Source organism: Sorangium sp. So ce117 (assembly GCF_051524395.1).
In the GTDB taxonomy this organism is placed as follows: Bacteria; Myxococcota_A; Polyangia; order Polyangiales; family Polyangiaceae; genus Sorangium; species Sorangium cellulosum_B.
In genome coordinates this window covers 5,980,762-6,003,873 of record NZ_CP150309.1, presented here as the reverse complement: position 1 = coordinate 6,003,873, position 23,112 = coordinate 5,980,762, and the positions used below count along the sequence as shown (strand labels likewise).

24 protein-coding genes are annotated in these 23,112 nt (G+C 69.2%); 15 read left to right on the top strand and 9 right to left on the bottom strand.

Going from position 1 to position 23,112, the window contains the following annotated elements:
• Positions 1-79 precede the first annotated feature (79 nt).
• Positions 80-1,543 (top strand): methyltransferase domain-containing protein, encoded by a 1,464-nt coding sequence (locus WMF46_RS22400; RefSeq protein ID WP_437987448.1) that lies wholly within the window; start codon positions 80-82, stop codon positions 1,541-1,543.
• A 778-nt stretch (positions 1,544-2,321) separates the two neighbouring features.
• Here the strand turns inward: WMF46_RS22400 and WMF46_RS22395 are convergent.
• Positions 2,322-2,489, bottom strand: a complete 168-nt coding sequence (locus WMF46_RS22395) for a hypothetical protein (protein ID WP_437988049.1) — start codon at positions 2,487-2,489, stop codon at positions 2,322-2,324.
• Here WMF46_RS22395 and WMF46_RS22390 point away from each other — a divergent pair.
• Together WMF46_RS22390 and WMF46_RS22385 are read left to right on the top strand one after the other, a co-directional pair.
• Positions 2,430-2,597, top strand: coding sequence for a hypothetical protein (locus WMF46_RS22390; protein WP_437987924.1), 168 nt, complete (start codon positions 2,430-2,432; stop codon positions 2,595-2,597). The two genes, WMF46_RS22395 and WMF46_RS22390, sit on opposite strands and share 60 nt — an antisense overlap.
• A gap of 481 nt (positions 2,598-3,078) precedes the next feature.
• Positions 3,079-3,711: a hypothetical protein gene (locus tag WMF46_RS22385; protein ID WP_437987447.1), complete on the top strand. Its 633-nt coding sequence runs from the start codon at positions 3,079-3,081 to the stop codon at positions 3,709-3,711.
• 96 nt (positions 3,712-3,807) lie between these two features.
• On the opposite strand, the gene WMF46_RS22380 is transcribed toward WMF46_RS22385, so the two are convergent.
• Positions 3,808-4,029 carry an efflux RND transporter permease subunit gene (locus tag WMF46_RS22380; RefSeq protein ID WP_437987446.1) on the bottom strand — a complete coding sequence of 74 codons (222 nt, stop codon included), beginning with the start codon at positions 4,027-4,029 and terminating at the stop codon, positions 3,808-3,810.
• A gap of 35 nt (positions 4,030-4,064) precedes the next feature.
• Complete coding sequence (locus WMF46_RS22375; RefSeq protein ID WP_437987445.1) at positions 4,065-4,847, bottom strand: helix-turn-helix domain-containing protein; 783 nt, start codon at positions 4,845-4,847, stop codon at positions 4,065-4,067.
• Between the two features lie 890 nt (positions 4,848-5,737).
• On the opposite strand from WMF46_RS22375, the gene WMF46_RS22370 reads away from it, so the two are divergent.
• Together WMF46_RS22370 and WMF46_RS22365 are read left to right on the top strand one after the other, a co-directional pair.
• Positions 5,738-6,154: a hypothetical protein gene (locus WMF46_RS22370; RefSeq protein WP_437987444.1), complete on the top strand. Its 417-nt coding sequence runs from the start codon at positions 5,738-5,740 to the stop codon at positions 6,152-6,154.
• 254 nt (positions 6,155-6,408) lie between these two features.
• On the top strand, positions 6,409-6,900 hold the full coding sequence (locus WMF46_RS22365) for a nucleoside deaminase (protein WP_437987443.1): 492 nt from the start codon (positions 6,409-6,411) through the stop codon (positions 6,898-6,900).
• Positions 6,901-6,923: 23 nt separating this feature from the next.
• On the opposite strand, the gene WMF46_RS22360 is transcribed toward WMF46_RS22365, so the two are convergent.
• Positions 6,924-7,820, bottom strand: coding sequence for a LysR family transcriptional regulator (locus WMF46_RS22360; RefSeq protein ID WP_437987442.1), 897 nt, complete (start codon positions 7,818-7,820; stop codon positions 6,924-6,926).
• A gap of 64 nt (positions 7,821-7,884) precedes the next feature.
• Here WMF46_RS22360 and WMF46_RS22355 point away from each other — a divergent pair, with 64 nt between their 5' ends.
• Complete coding sequence (locus tag WMF46_RS22355) at positions 7,885-8,436, top strand: ferritin-like domain-containing protein (RefSeq protein ID WP_437987441.1); 552 nt, start codon at positions 7,885-7,887, stop codon at positions 8,434-8,436.
• A 79-nt stretch (positions 8,437-8,515) separates the two neighbouring features.
• Here the strand turns inward: WMF46_RS22355 and WMF46_RS22350 are convergent, their stop codons facing one another.
• Complete coding sequence (locus WMF46_RS22350; protein ID WP_437987440.1) at positions 8,516-9,583, bottom strand: hypothetical protein; 1,068 nt, start codon at positions 9,581-9,583, stop codon at positions 8,516-8,518.
• A 199-nt stretch (positions 9,584-9,782) separates the two neighbouring features.
• Here WMF46_RS22350 and WMF46_RS22345 point away from each other — a divergent pair, with 199 nt between their 5' ends.
• The gene (locus tag WMF46_RS22345) at positions 9,783-10,859 is read left to right on the top strand and encodes an ABC transporter substrate-binding protein (protein ID WP_437987439.1); all 1,077 of its coding nucleotides are present in this window, start codon (positions 9,783-9,785) and stop codon (positions 10,857-10,859) included.
• A 27-nt stretch (positions 10,860-10,886) separates the two neighbouring features.
• On the opposite strand, the gene WMF46_RS22340 is transcribed toward WMF46_RS22345, so the two are convergent.
• Positions 10,887-11,933, bottom strand: coding sequence for an ABC transporter substrate-binding protein (locus WMF46_RS22340; protein WP_437987438.1), 1,047 nt, complete (start codon positions 11,931-11,933; stop codon positions 10,887-10,889).
• 390 nt (positions 11,934-12,323) lie between these two features.
• Complete coding sequence (locus WMF46_RS22335) at positions 12,324-13,154, bottom strand: polysaccharide deacetylase family protein (RefSeq protein ID WP_437987437.1); 831 nt, start codon at positions 13,152-13,154, stop codon at positions 12,324-12,326.
• Positions 13,155-13,473: 319 nt separating this feature from the next.
• On the opposite strand from WMF46_RS22335, the gene WMF46_RS22330 reads away from it, so the two are divergent.
• Together WMF46_RS22330 and WMF46_RS22325 are read left to right on the top strand one after the other, a co-directional pair.
• Positions 13,474-14,643 (top strand): alpha/beta hydrolase family esterase, encoded by a 1,170-nt coding sequence (locus tag WMF46_RS22330; RefSeq protein WP_437987436.1) that lies wholly within the window; start codon positions 13,474-13,476, stop codon positions 14,641-14,643.
• A gap of 411 nt (positions 14,644-15,054) precedes the next feature.
• Positions 15,055-15,825, top strand: coding sequence for a response regulator transcription factor (locus tag WMF46_RS22325; protein ID WP_437987435.1), 771 nt, complete (start codon positions 15,055-15,057; stop codon positions 15,823-15,825).
• Between the two features lie 128 nt (positions 15,826-15,953).
• Here the strand turns inward: WMF46_RS22325 and WMF46_RS22320 are convergent, their stop codons facing one another.
• A complete protein-coding gene (locus WMF46_RS22320; RefSeq protein WP_437987434.1) occupies positions 15,954-16,205 on the bottom strand; it encodes a hypothetical protein in 252 nt (83 codons plus the stop codon).
• Between the two features lie 175 nt (positions 16,206-16,380).
• Here WMF46_RS22320 and WMF46_RS22315 point away from each other — a divergent pair, with 175 nt between their 5' ends.
• The 3 genes from WMF46_RS22315 to WMF46_RS22305 all read left to right on the top strand — a co-directional run bounded on the left by WMF46_RS22315 (position 16,381) and on the right by WMF46_RS22305 (position 20,401).
• A complete protein-coding gene (locus WMF46_RS22315) occupies positions 16,381-16,788 on the top strand; it encodes a Kazal-type serine protease inhibitor family protein (RefSeq protein ID WP_437987433.1) in 408 nt (135 codons plus the stop codon).
• 367 nt (positions 16,789-17,155) lie between these two features.
• Entirely contained in the window at positions 17,156-18,919 is a 1,764-nt protein-coding gene (locus WMF46_RS22310; protein ID WP_437987432.1) for a CotH kinase family protein, read from the top strand.
• Positions 18,920-19,090: 171 nt separating this feature from the next.
• Positions 19,091-20,401 (top strand): serpin family protein, encoded by a 1,311-nt coding sequence (locus WMF46_RS22305; protein ID WP_437987431.1) that lies wholly within the window; start codon positions 19,091-19,093, stop codon positions 20,399-20,401.
• Between the two features lie 134 nt (positions 20,402-20,535).
• On the opposite strand, the gene WMF46_RS22300 is transcribed toward WMF46_RS22305, so the two are convergent.
• The gene (locus tag WMF46_RS22300; protein WP_437987430.1) at positions 20,536-20,925 is read right to left on the bottom strand and encodes a hypothetical protein; all 390 of its coding nucleotides are present in this window, start codon (positions 20,923-20,925) and stop codon (positions 20,536-20,538) included.
• Between the two features lie 547 nt (positions 20,926-21,472).
• Here WMF46_RS22300 and WMF46_RS22295 point away from each other — a divergent pair.
• From WMF46_RS22295 to WMF46_RS22285, 3 genes are read left to right on the top strand one after another with little or no spacing between them, the layout of a single operon-like run.
• The gene (locus tag WMF46_RS22295; RefSeq protein WP_437987429.1) at positions 21,473-21,832 is read left to right on the top strand and encodes an SLOG family protein; all 360 of its coding nucleotides are present in this window, start codon (positions 21,473-21,475) and stop codon (positions 21,830-21,832) included.
• A gap of 53 nt (positions 21,833-21,885) precedes the next feature.
• The gene (locus tag WMF46_RS22290) at positions 21,886-22,428 is read left to right on the top strand and encodes a hypothetical protein (RefSeq protein WP_437987428.1); all 543 of its coding nucleotides are present in this window, start codon (positions 21,886-21,888) and stop codon (positions 22,426-22,428) included.
• Positions 22,429-22,488: 60 nt separating this feature from the next.
• The gene (locus WMF46_RS22285) at positions 22,489-23,019 is read left to right on the top strand and encodes an HD domain-containing protein (protein ID WP_437987427.1); all 531 of its coding nucleotides are present in this window, start codon (positions 22,489-22,491) and stop codon (positions 23,017-23,019) included.
• The last annotated feature ends 93 nt before the right edge of the window (positions 23,020-23,112 follow it).

Genomic DNA, 23,112 nt, shown 5'->3' with positions numbered 1-23,112 from the left:
GCTTCCTCGAGCAGGACTATGCCGCGCACCGCCCAGAGCCCCGCGGTGGAGATGCGTCCGTGAGCCAGGAGACGCCCCGATGAGCGAGGTGATGTCGAGGCGCGACGCGCCCCCCGTGTGGACGTACTGGGAGGGCCCCTGTCCGCCTTACGTGGAGCTCTGCCTCGACAGCCTCCGCCGTCACGCGGGCGCGCGGGTGCTCGATCGCGCCTCGTTCGACAGGCTCTGGACGAGCGATCGCGATCTGCCCATCGACGCGCTGTATGTCGCGCACCGTGCCGATTACATCCGCGCGTACCTCCTCCGCCACCACGGCGGCTTCTGGATCGACGCCGACTGCGTGCTCCTGCGGCCGGTCGCGCCGCTCGCCGCGCTGCTCGACCAGCATGATCTCGTGACGTACCGCGATCCGTTCGGGAGCATCTCCAACGGATTCCTGCTGGCGCGGCCTGGCGCGCCCGTCGTCGCGGACTTCTACGCGCGCGTCGCCGCGCACCTGCGCGCGCGCCGGCCGATCGACTGGCTGGAGATCGGCAGCGTGCCGCTGACGGCGGCGATCGAGGCGCACCCGGGATCGACGCACATGGTGCCCACCGCGTGGATCATGCCGGTCTGCTGGAGCCAGGCCGCCCGCTTCCTCGACGAGGTGGCGCCGGAGCCCCGGGACGGCCTCGTCGACTTCCACGCGCGTTTCGAGCCGGACGCCTACTGCTACATGCTCTCGAACCGGTCGATGCCTGCGTGGCTCAAGGGGAGCAGCCGGTCCGAGGTCCTGTGTTCACCCATGTTTCTTGGCCATCTGCTCCGCACCAGCCTTTCAGGAGACCCTGCCATGTCGAGCCATCCTCCCAATTACGCGTACTGGCATCAGAGCGGCGGCGAGTGGGCGTCGGAATACGACCGGCGCAAGACGAGGCACCCGTTCTATCACATCGCCGAGATGATGGTCGCCGACCACGTCGCGCACCACGCGCCCTGCCGCGTGCTCGAGTTCGGTTGCGGGCCGGGGCGGCACCTGCTCAACCTGAGCCGGATCGAGGGGGTCGACGTGCACGGCTTCGATCAGAGCCCGACGATGGTGGAGGCCGGCTTCGGCTGGGCCTCACCCGAGTGGCGGGCCGCGCACGTCACGGTCGGATCGCCAACGGGGGCGCTGCCGTACCCGGATGGCCATTTCGATATCGTCTTCACCTCGGAGGCGCTGCTCCACACCCGCCCCGAGGACCTGAAAGGCCGCCTCGCCGAGCTGCTCCGCGTCTGCCGGGGGCACGTGCTGCACCTCGAGAACTCGCCGTCCTGGACCGGGTACTCGGCGTGGCACAACGGCTGCTGGGGGCACGATTTCGTTACAGCGTATCAGGAGCTCGGGCACACGTGCGAGGTGCTGCCCTCGGGGTTCACGCGGCAGACGCCGTACCGGACGGCGGTGCGGCCCGAGTCGGTGAAGTGGACGTGGCGGCCGGCGATGCTGGCGCTCTACCGGCGCATGGAGGAGCAGCTCGAGGAAGGGTTCCAGCGTGCCGGGGCGGCGGGGTACGCGTGAGCTAGGCCGGCGCGCGGCCGGGCGCGAGACTTCCTGGAGGCGCTGACGACAACAGCAAGCACAAGTCCCTGATGCACGACGCCGCCCCGACCATCGCGCGCTGCGCTGGATGCGGAGGTAGTTGCCCTCGTTGCTCGAGCAGTAGGCGCACCCGAAGCCGCACAGGCCGATGAGGTTCAGCTTGAAGTCGGACAACCCCTTCTCGTCGAAGCCGGGCGATGGCTTGATGGGATCCTTGACGGTCGGGATGTGGACGATCCGGTTCTTCACGTGACGTGCTCCGAGCATAGGTGCCGGTCGTGGGTTCATCTGCCGGGCAACACGGACGCGGCGCCTCGGGATCTGACGCGTTGCGTCGTTCGCGCCACGCCACCCGACCCGACGCCACCGGGTGACCGGCCGCGATCGCGCCCTTCTCTGCGCCCGGGGTACGAGGGCCTCCGCACCGTCCCGCATGGTCGACGTCAGGCGCCCGAGGCGGCCGCAGGACGTACGCCTCCGCGGGTTGATCTGGGCTCGTCTGGCCGGTTGCTTCCCAGCCCCCGGTATGAGGACGGACGTCACTGGCGGAGCGACGACGAGGCGGTCGAGGAGCCTCACGCGACGACCCCCAGGGCCACCGGAAGCCGGACACCCCGCAGGCTGGCCGCGCGATCCGGCGCGTGCACCACCGGTGCGTACCCCGCTGGGGACGCAATTCATTCATCATTTCAATCGCTTGCGACGCATTGCGCGTCGGCCGAAGGTTCAGGCAGATGCCGCACGAAGTGCGGCAACGCTACTGGGCCTCCGGGTCTCCGAGCGCTTCTTCTCCGGATTCGGGACCGAGCAGCTCCACCTCGCTCCAGAGCGCGTCGAGATCGAGCGAGAGTCCCTCCAGGCCGAGATTGCGCAGGAGCTCGCGCGCGCTCCGTACGACCTGCTCGTGCTCGGGTGCTACGATCATGGACCTCTCGGTCAGCTCTACCTCGGGAGCACGGTCGAGTCCGTCGTCGCCCGGAGCCGGGTGTCGTTAGCGCTGCTCGTCGCGCACGGGGGACCCGAGATCCAATGAGGTGAGGCTCCGGGGGGAGCGCGCATGGAGGCCATGTCACTGCGGGCTCCGTCCAATGCGTGGCGTGTGAAATAACTCACGCGACAGCGGCGAAGGGGGCGGGAAACGCTGGACGCGCTCGGCGACCTCCCACTGCGCCTCCCGGTCCTCGGCCGAGCTCGCGGGGGCGGGGGGTTAACACCCGCGGCGAAACGTGACAGAGTCCCCCCTGCCGAGCCACCGAACACGAACCTTCGCCCTTCCAGCCACCGCGCACATGGAACCTCATGAACCTCATCGCGGATCGGTCCGCTCAGCGAGCGCCTCGGGGGGCGCCCTCCTGGTCGCGGGCCTCCTTCTGTGCGGCTGCGATGCCGCTTCGTCTACCCCGGGGGAGGGAGACACCGGACCGCGATGTGCTCCCGGCTCACTGTCGCTCGAAGGATCCATGTCCGGACAGGCTGTGCGAGAGTCCTACGCGTGGAGCTCCCTGGCTGGACGCGTGGAGAGCCTGCGCTTCGATTTCGGCGCTGGTGGTGAGCTGCATCTGTTCGGACGGGAGATGCTGCGAGAGGGCGTCGAGCTGAGCGCCGCTGGATTGATCCGGATGCCCTCCGAGGGGTCGAGCCCTGATACGTGGTTCCATGATGCCGGCGGCTCGACTGTGATCCGGGACGAAGCTGGCTACAGGTTCTCCATGGCATCGCTGGTCAAGCTTGGCGCGTGCCCCGGTGAGCCCATCGCCGGTGAGATCGTTTACGAGTTCGAAGCGGATGTGCTCTCGGGGCCAATCGAGGGAGCGCCGAACGGCGACGGCGAGAACTCGAGCGAGTTCTCGTATGGCCCGGATGCGCATGGCGGCCATGTCTATTTCGATCTTGGTGGAGTGCTCCATGTCGAGGTCGACGGGAACGAGATCGTCAGCGGTTATCTCGTGATCCCGGGAGAGCGCCTCGGCACCCCGACGGTCTACTGTGTCGGAGGCGGCTCCTACAGCAAACGTGAAGACTCCGCTTTCCCTTTCCCCCGGGACGCAGTGTACGTGATGACGGATCTGTCCCGGCTCGGCGCGGGGGCGAGCATGGCTCCAGCCGCTGGTTCTCTGCAGGGATGCTACGACTTCACGAATCCATGAGCTGAAAGCGGGGCTCAGCGGTCGCGGCGCGTGTCCTCAGGAGATGGGGACCGCCGGTGAGCTCGGGCTCTCCGGCGACTCCTTGCACCGCGCCCATCACCCCGAGCTGCACCACCGCGACCTGTCGGGCTTCGCGCGGAGGACGATCGCCCCGAGATCCTCGGGTGTCGTGAGCTGCCCCTCGGCGATGAGCGTGGCGCTGATCTGCTGCGTCGGCGGGCTCGGCAGGTCGCCGATGCGGCCCGACGCGAACTGGACGTTCTGCGCGGCGATGGCGGCCGACACGTCGGCGGGCGAGAGCGCGAGCGCCGCGTTCAACGCACCGCGACGATCTCGTGCGTGAGCGGAATCTTCTACTCCGCGAGCGCGGTGTCGGCGGTCTGTTCCATCTCCGCAGGGCTGGTGGGCCTCGCAGGTTTCACGCGCTTGAAGGGCCGGATCCCGCCGGACGAGACGAGGCTGTACTCGGCGCCCCTCGCTGTCCCGGCTCTCGCCACGCGGCCGCGAGCCACGAGCGTGCGAAGCGTGACGTACACGCTCCCGTTCGGTAGCCCGCTGCGCGTGGCGATCTCCGTCGCCGTCCCTCGCACGAGGGATCGAACGGTTTCGAGCACCACAGCCTCCCGATCGCTCGTGGAGTCTCCCGTCGCGGTCATCGTGCCAGCCGTGGTTCGGTCCGCGCCGGATGCCGGTGCTGAGGTCCTCCTCGTGGACCGTGTCGCCGTCGAGGAGCTTGACGCTGCCGAGAGCGCGCCCTGCTTCCCGCTCCTCGTGGACGGTGCCGTCGTCGAGGAGCTTGACGCTGCCGAGAGCGCGCCCTGCTTCCCGCTCCTCGTGGACGGTGCCGTCGTCGAGGAGCTTGACGCTGCCGAGAGCGCGCCCTGCTTCCCGCTCCTTGTAGGCCTCGCCACGCTCCTTTGGGCGTGCGCGGGCCCCCTCCGGGGCTTCGGCCCCTTCCGGGGCTTCGGACGGCGCTCCGAGGAGGCGTTCGCCGCTGGCCGTTCCAGGTCGGCCAGCATCGTCGTCACAGTCCGGTGCGCTGCGGCGCGGTGCTCCTCCTGAACTCGTTCGACCAGGCTCAGGATGTCCTTTATAAAGCGGTCCACCCGCTCCTTGATCGCGTCAGAGGCGTTCATGGGGGGCGCCGTAATAGCACGAACGCTCCGACAGTCGAGAGCTTGCAAGCAAGCTGGGCCGGTCCGGGCAACCGGTGGCGTCGCCTACGTGCGCAAGGAGCCGGATCCCGAAGGCCATCCGCGCGCGCCGCGCCGGCATGCCTTCGGCAACGTCGAGCGCGCTCTCGGGTCAGGCCCCGCCGAGCGGACTCGCCAGGCGTGCGGGAACAAGCGTCCGGTCGAATTCCGCTGCCGCGCCCCCCGGCACCCGCTCACGCCATGGAGGCGAAGGGAGCGGGGAGGGCCTTCCGGGCATCCTCGGGGTGGCGGTCGGCGTCGAGCGCAGGCCACCGATGCGCCTCTTCACCACGGCCGCCGTTCAGCGGACCCGGTGTCTTCTCCCCCGGAGGCTCGCTCCCCGCTGCGGCAATCCAGCGAGGCGACGTCACTGACAAGCGTTCGGGGCGGCGGTGCAGTTGCCGAGCGCCCCGCACACCTAGGAGCGCGCGCACGTCTTGGCGTCATCCTGAGAGTACGCCACGACGTGCTGGGTCGACCTCCCGAAGGGGCTGGTGACGCATATCGCGTGCATTAGCTCCCTTAGGAGACGAGCCCACGGCCGCGACGCCCGAGCAGCTCCGCAATGCTGCGCTCGCCGTGATGGACGCGGTGCTCGGCGCGCACACGAACACGACCATGAGCCTCGCCGCGAGCCTGTTCGCACCGGTGCGCGAGATGCGATGACGCAAGGCGTTGGCTCATGCGTTGCCCTGGATGGTGCGTAGAGGTAGGGAGAGCTCTGCCCAGGGGGAAACGCTTTCGTTGCGATGACCCACCCGGTACCTTGATGGTAGCGAGGGGGCCTACGATCGTGCCTGGCAGGTCTCGCCCTCGAAGGAGTGTGCTCGACCATGGAACACCTGCTGGGAGCCCTGCTCGGCCTCACGCTCATTGTGATCGCCGTGCTCGTCGTATGGCTGACGAGGCTGAGGGCCGAGAAGAAAAAGCTCGACGGAGCCCGCGAAGCTGCCGAGCGGATGAAGGCCGAGCGAGAGCAGGCTCTCTTGGGTCTCCAGGAGCGGCATGATCGCGTCTTCTCGGAACTCGCGCGACTCCAACAGAAGGAGTTCTTCCAGGTCGAGATCGACGAGATCGCCGGGACCGTTCGGCGAATGCACGGCGAAATCGAGATCACCCGCGTCGCAGAGGCCGAGCAGTATCGCAAGACGATTGCAATGAGGCGAGAGAGAGAGGCGGCCCAGCTGGCCTCGGCGCCGGCTCGCCCCGCGCCGCAGGGGCAGCCGAGCCCGGCGTATGCACCTGCCTAGCGCGTTGTCGCCCAAGGTCGGGTTGGCGGTGGCGACCTGTCGTGAACGGTGATTCCGTTTGGGCCGGACGCGTCGTGACGACGGATCGCATCCCATCGTGCGTATTCCGGCAGACGTGAGGGCTCGCTCCATCTGGGACGAGCTGCTACGTGCTCACCCGTGAGCGCTTCGCCGTCTGCGGGGATGACAAGGAACCTCGGTGCGCCGACGTCGATGAAATCTGATATGCTCATCAACCGCGAGGTTGGTTTACCATGACCCATCCAGTAGACGACCCCCTGGACGCCGGCTTCATGCAGCTCGCCGTGGACGCATCGGGCGACGCCCTGCGCGCCGGCAACATGCCGTTCGGCGCGGTGCTCGTACAAGGCGGCCAGGTGCTCCAGGTGAGCTTCAACCAGCGGCGCACGGCCAACGCAGGGCGGGGCGACTGCACCGCTCACGCCGAGGTGGTGTTGATCCGCGAAGCGACTGCGGCGCACGGCCCGGAGGCGCTCGAGGGCGGCACCGTGTACGCCAGCGGGGAGCCTTGCGCCATGTGCTCGGGGGCGCTGTTCTGGGCGGGGGTAAGCCGCATCGTCTACGCCGCCAGCACGCCGGACATCATCGCGGCGCTCGGCGGGCGGGCGCTGCCGGTGCGCTGCCACGAGGTGCTGGCGAACGCCTCGCCCGCCGTGCGCGTGGACGGGCCGATCCTGCGAGAGGCCGCCGTGGCGCTGCTGCGGAGCGCCGCGGAGCGGTCGTAGCCCGCTCCGCGCCCGACAGGCCATCATCCTGCCCGCGCGGCGCCCTTACCGATCTCCACGATCCGCGCCGCCAGCCGTTCGGCCGCCGGAGGCAGCTCGGCGCCGCGGCGGGTGACGAGCCGGTAACACACGGTGCCCAGCTCGGGCACGGGCCGCAGGATCACCCCGCGCGGGGGCGCGCAGATGCCGTTCACCACGGCGACGCCGAGGCCGAGCGCCGCGAACTGGAGCATGAGCGGCCAGCCGTCGGCCTCGATGGGCGGATCGACCTCGTGGCCGAGGCGCGCGATGGCGCGGCCGATCAAATCGCGGTGCGCTCGGCCCGCGGGGGGCAGCACGAGGCGCTCGCCCGCGAGGTCCATGAGGCGCAGCGAGCGGCGGCGCGCGAGGCGGTGGCGGCGCGGCATGGCCACGCAGAGCGGCGTGCGCAGCACGTCGCGCGCAACGAGCTCGGGCGGCACGAGATCGAGCACGCCGACCGCGAGGTGCGCGTCGCCCGCGCGCACGGCCGCGCAGGCCGACGGCGCGCCAAGCGTGAGCAGACGGAGGCTCGCCCCCTCGGCGGCGAAGCGCGCCAGGGCCGGCCCGAGCAGGTAGAGGAAGGCGCCCTCGCCGGCGGCGAGCGTGACCGACTCGCGCTGCGGCTCGCCGCGCAGATCCCGCGCGAACGCCTCGGCCCGCGCGACCGCGTCGCGGGCGTGCGCGGCCACGCGAAGGCCGCGATCGGTGAGGCGGAGCTGCTTGCCCGAGCGCTCGTAGAGCGGCGTCCCGAGCTCGTCGCCGAGCCGGCGCACCCGCTCGAAGAGCGCCGGCTGCGAGAGCCCCACGCGCCGCGCGGCGTGCGTGAAATTGAGGGTGTCGGCGAAGGCCACGAAGGCGCGGAGGAGGTCGCCGTCGAGTATCGGTCCGGCCGATGGCATATCCGATCATTCTAGTCGACGCCGATGGTCCGGTCCCCCAGATCGAGCGTCGAAGGAGGCCGCCATGAACGCTTCGAATCCCGTCGTTCTCCGAGACAGCCACGCCTGGTGGGAGGCCGTGAAGAAGGACCCGGAGGCGCTCGTCGCCTGGCTGCTGGATCAATACCGCGGCGAGGCCACCGCGGCCGGCCGCATCGAGATGCTGCGCGACGCGCTCGCCGAGCCCGGGACGCGCGCGCACCGGATCCTCGGCGTCATCGCCGGGCAGGAGCGCCGCCACGCCGTCTGGGTGGGCGACCTGCTCACCGCCCGCGGGATCGAGCCAAAGATCGGCCCGAAGCGCGAGCGTTACTGGAAGGAGACCCTCGATGTCGTCCGCGATCTCGAGACCGGGTGCGCCTTGGGCGCGCACTCCGAGCGCATGCGCCTCGAGCGCATCGAGGTCATCGCCGCCGACCCGGAGGCGCCCCCGGACGTGCGCGCGGTGTTCGAGCGCATCCTGCCAGAGGAGCGCTTCCACGCGCGCGCCTTCGCGGAGCTCGCGGGCGCGGAGGCGCTGGCGGCGACGCAGGGCGCGCACGAGCTCGGCCGCCGCGCGCTCGGCCTCGCGCCGTGATCCGCGCCGCGGCTCGTTCCCGGCGGCCGCCGCCGGCTCGGTCGTCACGCAGCCCGCGGGGCGAGCGCGACGTATCCGTTCAGAATGCGATCGTGGAGTACGGGCAGCGCTCCTTGATCTCGTCCACATCGCACGCCTGAGGGGGCATGCAGTTGAACGAGGGCGGGCAGCTCGGGTCCTGCTCGCAGCCGCAGCCGCACTCGTTGGAGACGTGGGTCAGGCCTCCGGTGCAGGCGAAGTCGATGAGCGCGCACTCCTCCGGGCTGGTGCTCACGTACTGCCGCCACCACTCGTTCGACGGGTCGCATCCGCAATAACGCTCGGTGCACGCCACGCCCCCGCCGGCGGTGCAGGTGCAGGTGTTGCAGCCGTCGAGGGAGGGGAAGCTGTCGCCCTGCTCGTACCCCACACCTCCGTAGGTGCAGGCCTCCAGACAGCCCTTCTCCGTGCATGCGACGCTGCCATCCCCGCCGCACGTGCAGGTGTTGCAGCCGTCGAGGGCAGGGAACCTGTCGCCCGGCCTGTACGCCACGCCTCCATACGTGCAGCCCTCCGGGCAAGCCACGTCCGTGCACACGATCTGGCCGTCCGCGTTGCACGTGCAGGTGTTGCAGCCGTCGTCCGGTGGGACCGGCGCCCCCGCCGCGTAACCGATGCCGTCTCGTTCACAGCCGTGACACGCGATCTTGGTACAGCCGACGTTCCCGGAGCCCGAGGGATCGCAGGTGCAGGTGTTGCAACCGTCGGACGCCGGGAAGGACTCACCAGGCGGGTAGGCGAGCCCCTCGTAAATGCAGCCGCCGGTGCACTCGATCAGGGTGCAGGCGACGTTCCCGTCCTCCATGCAGAAGCAGCTGTTGCACCCGTCCCCGGCAGGGAACGACTCGCCCGGCGCGCGCGTGACCCCTCCCCACGTGCATTCGGACGTGCACTGCATCAGGGTGCAGGCGATGTCCCCGTCCTCCGTGCAGGAGCAGCTGTTGCACCCGTCCTTGTCACGAAATTCGTCGCCGGGGCTGTAGTCGACGCCGTCGTACTCACAGGTCGTCCAGCCGAGCGGTCCGCAGCCCGCGAGCGCGCCGGAAAGGGCGATCGCGAGCGAGAACACGGTGCCGAGATGAAGCCACGTAGGTCGAAGGTCTGTCATTGGATTCGCTCCTGTGCCAAAGAGTGCCAGGGCCGCGCGTGGGAAGATCCCGAGAAAGACGCGCGGTTTGATGCAAGACGGCGTTCAAGAAAAACCTGTGCCAGGCACGTCGAGGGCCACCCGTTCCGACGCATGCGCCAGTTCCTCGGCAACGAGGAGCGGCTTGAATTATAACGGATGATCGTCTAATATAACGGATATGACTGCTCCGCGCCCCCTCCCTGCTGACCTGCTCCGCGCCGCGTTGCGCGCCGTCCACCTCTTCGCACTGCTGGTGTCGTGCGGCGCGGTGGGCTGCTCGCGCGACGACGCTCCGCGCGCCTCCGCCGCCGGATCGGAGGGCGAGTTCGAGACGCTCGAGCTCCGCTATCAGGGCAACAACGGCACGGTGTCGCCGATCGAGCTCGCGGAAGATCTCGGTTACCTCGCGCCGATCCGCCTGAATTTCATCGGCAGCACGGTGAGCGGCCCGCAGAGCGTGCAGGCCGTGGTCACGGGCGACACCGACTTCGGCGGCGCCTTCAACGGCGCCATCGTCAAGCTGATCGCGGCCAAGGCGCCCATCATCGCCGTCGCCGGCTACTACGGTGTCGACGAGCAACGCCAGAGCGGCTTCTACGTGCTGAACGACAGCCCTCTGCGCACGGCGCGCGATCTCTTGGACAAGACGATCTCCATGAACACGCTCGGCGCTCACAGCGAGTTCATGATCAAGGAGTTTCTGTCGCGTGGCCAGCTCACGCCGGAGGAGGCCCGGCGCGTCACGCTGCTCGTCGTTCCCCCGGTGAACGGCGAGCAGCTGCTCCGCGAGAAGCAGGTCGACGTGGCGACGCTCGGCGACATCTACCGCGATCGCGCGCTCGAGCGCGGCGGCATTCGCTCGCTGTTCTCGGACTATGAGCTCTACGGCAAGTTCACCGCGGGCAGCTACGTGATGAAGACGAGCTTCATCAAGCAAAACCCCAGGACCGCGCGGCGCTTCGTCGAGGCGACGGCCAAGGCCATCGAGTGGGCCCGCGACACCCCGCGCGAGACGGTGGTGGCGCGCTGCATCGCGCTGATGAAGAAGCGCGGCCGGAACGAGGAGGACGCGGCCATCAAGTTCTGGCGCAGCTACGGCGTCGCCGGAAAAGGTGGCCTGATCGCGGAGCGCGATTTCCAGGTCTGGATCGACTGGATGGTCAAGAGCGGCGAGCTCAAGCCGGGCGAGATCGCCCTGAGCCGCGTCTACACGAACGAGCTCAACCCCTACGCGAACGACCAGGCCGCGAAGTAGTCGGGGTCGGTCGCCCCCCTGGACGCGTCAGGGCAGCGCGCGGGGCTTCCAGAAACCTTCGAGCTTCTCCTCTCTCAGGACTTGATCGAGGAAGCTGCGGTCGACCCAGGGCTCGAAGTCGAACGTCGTGCGGATCAGGCCCAGGCGCCTGGCATCGGCGATGCTCGCCTTGTAACGAGCGACCACGTACGCGTCCACGAGCGGGCTGTCCCTGTCGCGCACCGATTCGCCGGCCCAGTCCTCCTTGAAGGCCGCGAACGGGACGCCCGAGCGCGACCAGACGCGGTACGCCGCGCTCAGGTCCTTCTCCTGATCCGCGAGCCATTTCGCTGCCAGGACGTATTGCCGCACCACGCGCTTCGTGATCTCGGGGTACTTTCGGATGAAATCGTCCGAGCCGATGATGGTGCTGTTGCAGGTGTAGCGGGGGTCGCCCTTGGTCGAGTAGATGATGCGCACGAGGCCTTGATCGCGCTGGGCGAGCAGGTCAGGGCCACCGATGGCGGCGTCGACGTCCTTGGTCGCCAGGGCCGCCTTGGTGGTCGCGTTGTCCATGTTGATGGCGCGGGTGTCGCGCTCGCTGAGCCCGTGGGCCTCGAGGATGCGCGCCGCCGAGAGCTGCAAGCAGGTGCCCTTGAACACCGCGAAGCGCTTGCCCTTGAGATCCTTGATGCTCTGGATCGGCGAGTCCGCGGGCACGGCGATGTACAGGTTGCTCTTCGGCCCGCTCGCGAGGATGCGCGTCTTCAGGCCGCCGGCGCGTCCGATGATCGACGGCAGATCGCCGAGCAGCGAGAAATCGGTCAGCCCGTTGGCGTACGTCTCGTTCACGGCCGGTCCGGCGCCGCGCAGGAAGTTCCAGCGCACCGGCACGCCATCGCTCTTGAATTCACCCTCGAGCGCGCTGTTCAGGTTGAGCAGCGACCAGGCCGAGCCCCCCACCACCGGGCGATTGCCGACGCCCACGCCCGGGTTGGCGACGCGGATCTCGCCCGGTTTTTCCGCAGCCTGGGCGCTCAGCGCGATGACGAGCGGCGCGAGCACCAGGGCGAGCAGCTTGAACAGCCGTTTCATGCAAAGCTTCCTTCCGTTGGGCGTCCGTCGCGAACTATCGAACGGACGACACGTCCACTATAACGGATGGCCTGGACGAGCGAAAGCGGGGATTGCGCAATGACGCTCTGGTCCGGGGAGAGTGATGGCCGGCGGCGACGAGCTCGCAGCTCAAGCTGCGGAGGAGCTGCTGCTGGAGCAGCAGGGGTGGTGAGGAGCTGCTCGAATCCGTGCAGCGGCGCAGCAGAAGAAGGCCGCTCCAGCGGCCCCAGGACCGCGTTCCACGGCCGAAGACAGGCGATCCGCGTCGCGGCACCTGGATTGCTATCACGGCCATGCCCGGACAAGCCACCTCAAGTCCTCTGGATCCAGGAGGAGCATCGGGGGCGCCTCGTCCACGCCACAGGCCGCCTAGCGAGGCACCTCGCCGCGGATCACCTGCCGCACGGTCAGGACGACGACGCGGCCCGCGTCGCGCTCCTCCGCGAGCCAGTGCACGAGGGTGGAGAAGTCCTGTCTGGAGATGCTGTACTTGCCGCAGGCGTCACAGACATGGTGGAAGATGAGCTGTATCCATCCGCCGTCCTGCTGCGCGCCGCGGATGAGAGCCTTGATCGTGGGGACGCCCTGGCTGCGGGTGAGGGAGCCGGGCGCGCGGGTGGCGGTCGGGTCGGGGGGAGGGATGGACTCCGTCCGTGGGCACAGGATGCATGAGGCGAACGCGAGCCCGCCCGCGCGCCTCCCGCTGTCGTAACCGCAGGCGCGCACCAGCGCGGTGCTGACGCTGTCGTGAGCGCCCCAGGGGTAGGCGAAGTCGCTCACGGCGAAGCCCAGCGCGAGGAGGGCGCGGCGATCATCGCAGATCTGCCGGCGCTGCTCGCCGGCGCTGAGCCCGGGCAGCCGCGCGTGATTGACGGTGTGGCCGCCGATCTCATGGCCGTCGGCCGCGAGCGCCCGGAGCTGCGCGACCGTCAGGTAGCCGGGGCGGCCGAGCACACCGCTGTTCACGAAGAACGTGGCATGCATCCTGTGCTGGGCGAGGATGGAGCGCACGGAGAGCTGATCCGCCAGCGTGTCGTCGAATTCAATGGACACGACAAGGGCGCCCGGGTGACGCCCCGTCACGTGGACCGGGGAGAGGAGGACGGCGGCGAGGCACGCCACGACGAACGCCAGCACCGCCTGCTGTCGGCGCGTCGCGGGGCGCCGCGCATAGCCGCTCTCCGTGGGCACGATCTCCACGGAACACGTCGCCGTATCATCGACCGTGCCCGGGCCTCCGGCGCCCTTCCGGGAAGACCAGCGCGCTCTGCGCCTTCCAGGAACGCCTGGAGATGCTCCCGGGACCGCGCGCGGCGGCGAGCGGCTGCGGCGTCGAGGCATAGGCCAGTATGCCCATGCCTGGAGCCAGCGACCTCGGATATGACAGCCACGTGCATCGGGTGATGTGACCACGGACGGCGAGCCGGGAAGACGAGGGGCGGCGCTGTCTTGCGCTTCCGAGGACGTGGCCCGAGCACCGGATGGCGGTCTTGAACCCACCGGACAGAGGTGCTGACCAATGACGTACGGACGAACGAGTTTACCGAAGCTGATTCTGGTGCTGGGAGCGCTCGGCATCTCCCTCTGGGGCTGCGGTGGTGACAGCGATGGGACCACCAGCGCCGGCGGCGACGGCGGCGGCGGCCCCGCCGCGGGCGCCAGCACGAGCAGCAGCTCGGGCAGCGGCAGCGGGAGCGTGTCGGCGGGCACGACGGGCTCGACCAGCAGCAGCACCGGCAGCGATGGCGCCAGCACGAGCGGCGCCGGCGGCGACGCCAGCGCGAGCGGCGTTGGTGGCGGCGCCAGCACGAGCGGCGCGGGTGGCGGCGCCAGCACGAGCAGCGCGGGTGGCGGCGCCAGCACGAGCGGCGCGGGTGGCGGCGAGCCCATCACCTGCCCGTCGCCCGCGCTGAGGGCCGGCGACACGAACAAGACGATCACGATCGGCTCCTCGAACCGCAGCTATGTCTTGCATGTCCCCGCCGCGTACGACGGCAGCAAGCCGGTGCCTCTCGTGGTGGATCTCCACCCCCTCGGCGGCTCTGGCCCGTCGGAGCGATCGGGCTCGCCGTATCCGGCGCAGACCGACCCGGAGGGCGTGATCATGGCCTTCCCGTCAGGGCTCGCCGGCCCCTCGGGCGGCGCCTGGAACGTGGGGCCCTGCTGCGTGAAGAACACCGACGACGTGGCCTTCGTCAAGGCGATGGTGGCCGAGATCCAGGAGACCGCCTGCATCGACTCCAAGCGCATCTACGCGGTCGGCTTCTCGATGGGAGGCGGCATGTCCCACTACCTCGCTTGCCACGCGGCCGATACGTTCGCCGCCGTGGCGCCCGCCGCCTTCGATCTCCTGCAGGAGAACATCGCCGATTGCAAGCCGTCGCGCCCCATCACCGTGATCTCGTTCCGCAGCACCGGGGATCCGATCGTGCCTTACGCCGGTGGACACTCCGCGGTGGTGAGCGGCATGCCCATCACGTTCCTCGGGGCGAAATCGACCCTCGAGAAGTGGGGCCAGATCAACAAGTGCACGGGCTCGCCATCGGCCGAAGACAGCAAGGGCTGCTCGACCTTCTCGAACTGCGAGGGCGGCGTCGAAGTGGCCCTCTGCACGAAGCAGGGAGGGGGCCACGACTACGGCAACGCCGCGGTCGGCTGGCCGGTCCTGAAGCGGCACACCATGCCGTAGCCTCTTCCTGACGCGCGCTCTGCGTGCTCGACGCGGCGCGTCCCCCCACTCCCGTGCACGGCGTCCCTCGATCGTCGCCGTCCTGCCCACACCCACCTCCACGTTCGAGCGACTCCGCTGACATCGAGGTGCGACCCGCTGTGGGACGCGATGACGCTGCGCATCCCACAGCGCGGTCTGTCGGCCTGCAGCGCCATCAGAAGAATCTGCTGCCGATGCGCGAATACCGCGTGATCGTAGCTGCGGCGTGACACGCGAACTCGCGCGTTGGTGGCCGACGCCTTGATCGTTCGACGTGGCGAGTGATACTTTGGGAGCCTGCCTCCCGAGCGGTTTCGTCGTCCAGCGGGAGGCGTCAACGAGCTTCCCATGAAGGTCAGCGGAACCACAATCCTGACGCGGAAAACCTTGGTGAGCCGGAGATTCGGCTCGGAAGCGTGGCGCGGCCTCTTTCGTGACATGGCGCTGAGCCACCCGTGGTTCAGGCAGCCGATCACGGCAAGCAGCCTGGTTCCGCTGCCCGAGTTCCTCACGTTTCACGACGAGCTCGTCCGGCGCTTCTATCCGGACCGCAAGGACGCCCTCTTCGAGCTCGGGGCCGAGTCGGCGCGCTGGGCGCTCGTCGATGGCCCGCTGAAGCGCTTCGTCCGAGATCCGGGGATGTCCTCGCTGGTCACGGCCATTCCCACCCTCTGGCATCGTTACTTTTCCGAGACCGACAGCCGCTCCGAAGCGGCGCTGCGGGACGCCGGCGTCGAATTTCGAGTTCACGACCTCCCGGCCTGGCACCCGTATTTCGAGCATTTCGTGATCGGGTACACGAAGGAGATGCTGGAGCTCTATTGCGCCAACCCGATCTGGACCCATCGCCTCGCCGGGGGGCGCGGGACGACGTACAACTACCTGCTCGCCACCGATCCCGTTCCGAGCGCCCCTCCGAGCGCAGAGCGCGCCGGCGGCGGGTGCGCTCGGCCCGTCCGATCACGAAGGGCGCTCACGGCGCGCGAGCTGGAGGTGCTGCGGCTCGTCGGGGTCGGCAAGACCAACCGCGAGATCGCCGTCGTCCTCGACATCTCCCAGAAGACCGTGCAGCATCACATCGCCCACGCCTACGACAAGCTCGGTATCTATAGCCGCGCCGGGGCGACGCTGTGGCTGGGCGAGCGGGGGCTCCTGGGCTGAGGGGCGACGCGAGCGCGCGCCGCTGGCCGGCCCGCAGAGCGACGAGCGCTCGCCGGGAGAGCGCGAGCCTCAGGGTCGCCTGACATACGGCGGCGCGACGGTCACATCGGCGATGGACGCGCTCTCCGTCAGCGCTGGGTTGGCTCGTGGCTCGCCTCGCCGTCGGTGATCGTGAGAGGGCCGCGCAGGCCGCGCTGCGGGGGCAGGTTGCGCCAGCCCTCGCTCACCTTGCGCAGCTTTCGCCCGATCCGGGCGGCCCCGACGCCGCAGCCGGGCGTGCCCGCCGTGGAAACCGCGCCGCCCGACGTGTGGCCTGACTCCTGCCAAGGAGAAGGAGACTGTGCCCCCGCGGCGCTGCGACCGTCGGCTCGAGGTCTCATCGCACGTAGGTCGCGTCGAGTTGACTCTCATGCTCGCCGACCGATCGACAGGGGGATGACAGGGATCACGCGCCGCGCTCGCGCTCGGCGCAAGGCGCCCTTCCTCTCCAGGGGAGGGGCTCGCGCACGGTCATCGCTTTGCCGGGAGCGGCGAGGCGACATTGGAGGAAACATCATGAACGTTCAGGCTTGGTTCAAGGGCAGTCGCATTGCATCCGTCGTCTGGCTCGCGCTCGCCATGGCCCCGCTCGCCGTGGGCTGTCAGGTGGAGGTGGCCGACGATGCGCCCGAATCGATCGTCTCCGAGTCGAGTGAGGTGAGGGGAGGCGGCGGGCACCAGGGCCTCGTCTGCGGCGGCCTCGCCGGGATCGCGTGCGAGCGCGGCTCCTTCTGTGACTACGACATCAAGGCGCAGTGCGGCGCGGGCGATCAGACGGGCGTCTGCGCGCCCATCCCGGAGGCGTGCACCCAGGTGTACGATCCCGTTTGCGGCTGCGACGGCAGGACGTACAGCAATGCATGCACCGCGAACGCGGCGGGCGTGTCGGTCGCGTCGCGCGGCAAGTGCGGCGCGCCCTCGTGATCGCGCGCGGCGGGGGGCCTGATGTGCCGCGTCCCCCCGCGGCGTCGACGCGATAGCTCTCGCCGCCCTCTCGCGTCGATCTCGACCCACCTCGCTCTCTCCGGGGAGCGGAGGGGCCTGCGCGATCGTCGCGGGAGGGCGCGCGGCGCGCCTGCGCCGCCCTCCTCCAACGTGGAAATCTCCGCTGCATCATGAATGGAAGAATCTACCGCGATCGATGTGGAAAGTTCCACCGCACGCCAGCCCTGCGCCTCGGGCCGATCTGGCCGATGGCGGCATGCCGCACGCTTCTGGCGCGAGGTTTCGTCACACCATCGATGCAGGATTGACATAATATCGCCCCGAAACGCGAGCTGAGGAGCGATCGATGACCTTGAGAATTCTTCGTTGCCTGTTGCCTTTCGCCACGCTGGCGGCCGCGCCTCTCGTGGGCTGCGGCTCGTCCGACGACCCCGGCGCGACCGGGGCGGGCGCTGGCGCGAGCAGCAGCACCGGGGGGCAGGGCGCGGGAGGCGACGGCGCAGGGGGCGACGGCGGGGCGGGCGGCGTCCCCACGGAGCCGCCGGATTACGCCGCCGCGTTCCCGCAGGACCGGGTTCCCCGCATCGACATCACCATCACGCCCGAGCAGTGGCAGCAGATGGTCGACGACATGACGGACATGGCCGGCGAGTTCGGCTCGCAGGGCGGTCCATTCGCGCCGCCTCCGGAGTGGGTCACGGCCTGTGATGGTCTCGTGGCCGGCGACGCCTGCACGATAGACCTCTTCGGGGCCCCCGCCGAGGGAGCGTGCACGGAGCTCCCCGGCGGCCTGACCTGCCAGCCGACCCCGCAGGAGCCCGGGGAATTCGTGCCGCCGCCGGACTGGATCGCCGCCTGCGAGGGGCTGGCGGCGGACGCCGACTGCACGATCGACATCTTCGGGACCGCCACCGAGGGGGTGTGCACCGACGTCGAGGGCGAGCTGACCTGCATGCCGCCCGGCCCTGGGGGCGGCGATCCGGGGCTCATCAGCAGCGTCGAGCTGCTCCCGCGCACGCCGGTCTACGTCGAGTGCGACGTCGCCACCGAAGATCGGCAGTGGAAGCACGTCGGCATCCGCTTCAAGGGCAACTCGAGCCTGCTCTTGCCCTGGAACGCGGGCAACTGGAAGCTGCCGCTGCGCCTCAACTTCGACCGATTCGAGGACGAGTATCCCGAGACCAAGAATCAGCGCTTCTACGGGTTCGACTCGATGTCGTTCGCGAGCGGGTACCTGGATCCCTCGCTCCTGCGCGAGAAGATCGGCACCGACATCTTCGCCAAGGCGGGGATCCCCGCGCCCGCGACCGCGTTCTACCGGGTCTTCGTCGATCACGGGGAAGGGCCCGTCTATTTCGGGCTGTACACCGGCATCGAGCTCCCGTCGGACGAGTCGTTCCTCGACACCCATTTCGGCGGCCACAAGGGCAACCTCTACAAGCCCGATGGCACCGGCGCGCGGTGGGAGACGTGGGACCCCGACACCATCGTCAAGGAGAACAACGAGGACGACACCGATCTCTCGGACGCGCGGGCGCTGTTCGACGCGCTGCACGCCGACAGGACCGACGCCGCCGCGTGGCGCGCGGGGCTCGAGGCGCGCCTCGACGTCGACGGCTTCCTGCACTGGTTCGCGCTGAACGCGGTGATCGAGGACTGGGACGTGTACGGCCGCCTGCCGCACAACTACTATCTCTACGCGGACCCGAACAAGGGCGGGCAGTTCACGTGGATCCCCTGGGATCACACCTTCGCGTTCTCGGACGCCGACGCGGGCGTGACCATCGGGCTGACGGCGCTGCCCCTCTCGATGGCCGAGGTGACCGAGCAATGGCCGCTCGTCCGGTTCCTGCTCGACGATCCGGTCTATCTCGAGGTCTACCGCGGCTACGTGGCGCAGGCCGCCACCAAGGAGTACGAAGCGGCCGCTTCCGAGGCGTGGTTCAAGGCGGCGCACGACCTGATCGCGCCGTACGTCGTCGGGCCGGAGGGCGAAAACGAGGGGCACACGCACCTCACGACGCCCGAGGACTTCGAGAACGGACTCGCCACGCTGATCGCCCACGCCAAGGGACGGACAGCGGAGGTCGCCCTCTACCTCGAGCAGTGAGGGTCGCGTCGTCTCCGCACAGGACGAACGCGTCCTGTGCCGCAGTGGGCCAACCCTGTCCCTGCGATCGCGGGCGCTGCGCCGGTGGGTGTCACCGCCGCGAGAGCGGCCATCTCCGCGGGGGTCGATGAGGCCGGGGCCCTTGGCACAAGCGCTGCTGTGCCGGGGCCCATGCGTTATCACCAAATTCCTTCAATCCTCATCCCTCTGTCCGTGCTCCTCGCGGGCTGCTCCTCCGGCGGCACAGGGGAGGACCCGGAGCCCTCGCCGTCCGGATGCAGCGAGCCGGAGACGCCAGGGTGCGTCCTCACCTCCGAGAAGCAGCGGATCCTCGCCCCCTCGGTGCCCGACGCCGATCGCGAGGCGCTCGCGGACGGCAACACGGCGTTCGCGCTCGACCTCTACGGGAAGCTCGGCGGCGAGCCGGGCAACATGTTCTATTCGCCGCACAGCGTGTCGAGCGCGCTTGCGATGACGTACGCGGGCGCGCGCACGGAGACGGAGGCGGAGATGGCGAGCGCGCTTCGCTTCACGCTGCCCCAGGAGCGGCTGCACCCGGCGTTCAACGCGCTGGATCTGGCGCTCGAGAGCCGCGGCGAGGTCGCCGAGGGGCAGGACGGCGAGGGGTTCCAGCTCAACATCGCCAACGCGCTCTGGGGGCAGGTCGGCTATCCGTTCCTGCCCTCGTTCCTCGACGTGCTCGCGGAGAACTACGGGGCCGGGATGAACCTCGTCGACTTCGGCCAGACGAGCGAGGCCCGGGAGATCATCAACGGATGGGTGGCAGAGCGCACCGAGGACCGGATCAAGGACCTCCTGCCGGAAGGATCCCTCAGCGGCGCGACCCGGCTCGTGCTGACGAACGCCATCTATTTCAACGCGGCGTGGAAGTTCCCCTTCGAGGAGGAGGACACCGCCCCGGGCGATTTCACGCTGGCGGACGGCTCCACGGTCTCCGTGCCGATGATGGCCGCCACGTCGGAGGTCCGCTACGGCGAGGGCGACGGCTACGCGGCGCTCGAGATGCCTTATGACGGCGACGAGCTGTCGATGGTGCTCGTGCTGCCGTCCGACATCGAGGCGTTCGAGGACGGCCTCGACGGCGCGCGCCTCGACGGCGTCGTCGGGTCGCTGGAGCCGCGGAACGTCACCATCGGGCTGCCCAAATTCAAGGTGGAGTCGACGTTCGACCTCATCCCGCCGCTCATGGATCTGGGGATGACCGCCGCCTTCGGCCCCGCGGATTTCTCGGGGATCGACGGGCACGGGGGCCTGTTCATCTCCGCCGTTGTCCACAAGGCGTTCGTCTCCGTGAACGAGGCGGGCACGGAGGCCGCGGCGGCGACCGCGGTGGTCCTCGACGAGAGCGGGCCGCCCGAGCCCGCGGCGATCCGCTTCGATCGCCCGTTCTTCTTCTTCATCCGGGACAACGCGACGAGCGCGATCCTGTTCGTGGGCCGCGTGGCCGACCCGTCGCCGTAGCGCCGCGAGGCCGCGCGTCCGGCGCGCGGGCGCGGCTCACCCGGCGGTCGCCTCGCGCAGCGGGGCGCCCGCCTCCGCGCCGCGCCCGTCGAGCCTCCGGAACTCCCGGCCGACCAGGATGGCTACCAGCACGATTACGTGACGCCCGGAGTCGTCGTTCCGGTGAATGCATCCCAGGCCCGAATGTAAGCGCGCGCATCGGGTCCCAGATGAGAGACGACGCGCGCAGCGGCGGCAGGGGCATCGACGCTGTGGGCGCAGATTGCCTCCAGGAGACCCGTCGCGACCGCATCTGCCTCTGGGCCACTTCCTGAAAGCGAACGCTCCACGAGCCGCGAAACCTCATCAAGCGTGACGTCATCGAGGTCGGACTCAAGCTGAACAAGCGCACGACCGATGCGGCCGAAGACGACCGTCACAGGCGCCGAATCGGGCTCCCAGTCCGCGACGACCTCAGACACCGCTTCCCGCAGCTTCGGGTGGCATGCGGCGAAATCATGGTACGGGTTGAGCGAGTCTGCCATCAACGTTCCCTTACTTGGAGAGGGCTCCGCCTCGACGTTCAGGCGGTACGGGGCCGGGGAGACCCTCGGTGATGAGGCCGTTGAGATTCCGATGGAGATGTGTGCGGTCGGTCTTGGGCCGTGGAGAGACATGAGCCCGTCGCCCAATGAAATGGCGTTCAGGGTGGCCCCGTCCAGCACCGTCGCCGCTGGGCTGTCGAGTGCGCCGCCCGGCCGTCGCGCCCCTGTCCCATGAGCCGCCCCCATGTGGACGATACTACAGGGCAATGCGGCTTCTGTAAGGGCGATCTTCGTGTCGGCCGGGCGCGGTCGAGGCCGGTCCGACTGGCGCCGAGGCGGCCTACAGCGGCTGCGTACGGCGGTCTGATCGACGCTGGCGTCCCATGCTCGTCGAGACGACAGGGCGAAATTCGACGCGACGACGCTGGGCGAGGCAGTCGCCCCACAGAGCGAAATGGTTCGGCGGGCGGGCACTGCGCCGGGAGGGCCAGGCGGGGGGTACATCTTGATGTTCCCGCTCCGCGCGCTTCGAGGGTAGGATGGCGGAATGACGCGTGTGATCGTCGCCGGCGCCGTGGCGTGGACCGATGTGGACGCGATCCGGCGCGAGCTGGCGAAGCTTCCGGTGGGGGCGACCGTGATCCACGGCGACTCGCCGGGCGCGGACGCCCTCGCCGGGCGCGTCGCAGCCGAGCTGGGGCTCGCCGTGGAGCCGATGGCGAAGAACAAGGCGGACTATGCGAAGTACAAGCGTGGTGCCTGGAAGGGGCTCAACGAGCGGATGCTGGCGAGCGGGGTGGCGCGGGTGCTGGTGTTTCATCCGGCGTTCGAAGAGAGCCGCGGGTCGGGACACCTCGCCGGGCTGGCGAAGGCTGCTGGTGTCGAGGTGAGCGTGTTCGCGGAGTGAGGGGCACGGAGGGCGCGGCTGGCAGGAGTGCAACTGATGCGAGGTTCCGGGACATGACGGCAGCTTGGCGACAGCATCCGAGGCTTGAGGGCCGCTTCCACGTCGACCACCCGGACGACCTGCAAGTCCTGGTTCACGACGGCGGGCCACGCCTCACCGATCGCCGTCCGGAGCTTGTCTGGGTGCGCGTCACCGCATGCCACGGCGATGTCTTTACCGCCCGGGTGCTGAACCAACCGCACCAGTTGAAGACCGTCAGCGAAGGCGCAGAGGTCCGGTTCATTGCGCCGACCGGCGGCGAGAACCTGCTGCAGGTCCGCGAGCAGTACCTGCGAGAGCGCGCAGACTGGACCATTGGCCCGTGTAGCAAGTGCGGCCTGGACGAGCTGTTCGACGCGCCTTCCGAGCTGATCGCGAAAGTCTTCCCGAATATTCCCGCCGGCGCAAGAATGGACGCGTTCAGCGCCTTCTGCGGTGCCTGTGGCGGTGTCCAGCTGGTCCAGCACAAGGACTTCAGGGAGGACCATGGTGAGGGGCCGGGCGAGCAGACGGAACAGCCGTCTCCAGGGAAAAAGTGGTGGCAATTCTGGAAGTGAACCATTGGATGAATGGCCATCACGAGAAGGCATCCAGACGCGTGAAGGGCAAGACGTCTCATGTTCCCCGCCTCCCGCGATGACGCCAGATCGCTGCTCGCTACCCTGGGCGCTCCGCCTCACTTGCTGCGGCACGTCGAGCTCGTCGGGGAAGCGGCCGATCTGCTCATCGTCCTCTTCCGCGAGCAGAGCATTCCGATTGACGAGGATTGGGTCCGGGTTGGCGTGGTGCTCCATGACGCCGGCAAGATCGAGCACCCTCGAGAGCTCACCGGGCCGGGCAGCGAGCACGAGCCCGCAGGCGAGCGAATGCTCCTCGCGGCTTCGGTCACGCCGGCGCTCGCGAGAGTGTGCTTGTCGCACGCGCGCTGGCAGCAGATGGCATGTACACTGGAGGAGCTCATCATCGCCCTGGCTGACAAGCTCTGGAAGGGAGTGCGCGCGCCGGAGCTGGAGGAGCGAGTGCTTCTGGACGCCGCGTCGCGCGGCGGCCGTGATCGCTGGGGCCTGTTCATCCCCTTCGACTCTCGCTTCGAGAGGATCGCTGAACGAGGACACCTGCGACTGGAACGTAGCCGACACACGCCCTAACTCCCCGATGGATCGGCCGGCGCTTCGCGCCGCGGTTCATCCGAGCGTTGGGCAGGCGATAGCACGCTTCGGGCCAGAATAGATATGCCCCAG

Excerpts from the sequence above, each read along its gene's own strand:
- WMF46_RS22400 (WP_437987448.1), top strand. The coding sequence starts at position 80 with ATGAGCGAGGTGATGTCGAGGCGCGACGCGCCCCCCGTGTGGACGTAC.
- WMF46_RS22395 (WP_437988049.1), bottom strand. The coding sequence starts at position 2,489 with ATGATCGTAGCACCCGAGCACGAGCAGGTCGTACGGAGCGCGCGCGAG.
- WMF46_RS22375 (WP_437987445.1), bottom strand. The coding sequence starts at position 4,847 with ATGAACGCCTCTGACGCGATCAAGGAGCGGGTGGACCGCTTTATAAAG.
- WMF46_RS22370 (WP_437987444.1), top strand. The coding sequence starts at position 5,738 with ATGGAACACCTGCTGGGAGCCCTGCTCGGCCTCACGCTCATTGTGATC.
- WMF46_RS22365 (WP_437987443.1), top strand. The coding sequence starts at position 6,409 with ATGACCCATCCAGTAGACGACCCCCTGGACGCCGGCTTCATGCAGCTC.
- WMF46_RS22360 (WP_437987442.1), bottom strand. The coding sequence starts at position 7,820 with ATGCCATCGGCCGGACCGATACTCGACGGCGACCTCCTCCGCGCCTTC.
- WMF46_RS22355 (WP_437987441.1), top strand. The coding sequence starts at position 7,885 with ATGAACGCTTCGAATCCCGTCGTTCTCCGAGACAGCCACGCCTGGTGG.
- WMF46_RS22350 (WP_437987440.1), bottom strand. The coding sequence starts at position 9,583 with ATGACAGACCTTCGACCTACGTGGCTTCATCTCGGCACCGTGTTCTCG.
- WMF46_RS22345 (WP_437987439.1), top strand. The coding sequence starts at position 9,783 with ATGACTGCTCCGCGCCCCCTCCCTGCTGACCTGCTCCGCGCCGCGTTG.
- WMF46_RS22340 (WP_437987438.1), bottom strand. The coding sequence starts at position 11,933 with ATGAAACGGCTGTTCAAGCTGCTCGCCCTGGTGCTCGCGCCGCTCGTC.
- WMF46_RS22330 (WP_437987436.1), top strand. The coding sequence starts at position 13,474 with ATGACGTACGGACGAACGAGTTTACCGAAGCTGATTCTGGTGCTGGGA.
- WMF46_RS22320 (WP_437987434.1), bottom strand. The coding sequence starts at position 16,205 with ATGAGACCTCGAGCCGACGGTCGCAGCGCCGCGGGGGCACAGTCTCCT.
- WMF46_RS22315 (WP_437987433.1), top strand. The coding sequence starts at position 16,381 with ATGAACGTTCAGGCTTGGTTCAAGGGCAGTCGCATTGCATCCGTCGTC.
- WMF46_RS22310 (WP_437987432.1), top strand. The coding sequence starts at position 17,156 with ATGACCTTGAGAATTCTTCGTTGCCTGTTGCCTTTCGCCACGCTGGCG.
- WMF46_RS22305 (WP_437987431.1), top strand. The coding sequence starts at position 19,091 with ATGCGTTATCACCAAATTCCTTCAATCCTCATCCCTCTGTCCGTGCTC.
- WMF46_RS22300 (WP_437987430.1), bottom strand. The coding sequence starts at position 20,925 with ATGGCAGACTCGCTCAACCCGTACCATGATTTCGCCGCATGCCACCCG.
- WMF46_RS22295 (WP_437987429.1), top strand. The coding sequence starts at position 21,473 with ATGACGCGTGTGATCGTCGCCGGCGCCGTGGCGTGGACCGATGTGGAC.
- WMF46_RS22290 (WP_437987428.1), top strand. The coding sequence starts at position 21,886 with ATGACGGCAGCTTGGCGACAGCATCCGAGGCTTGAGGGCCGCTTCCAC.
- WMF46_RS22285 (WP_437987427.1), top strand. The coding sequence starts at position 22,489 with ATGTTCCCCGCCTCCCGCGATGACGCCAGATCGCTGCTCGCTACCCTG.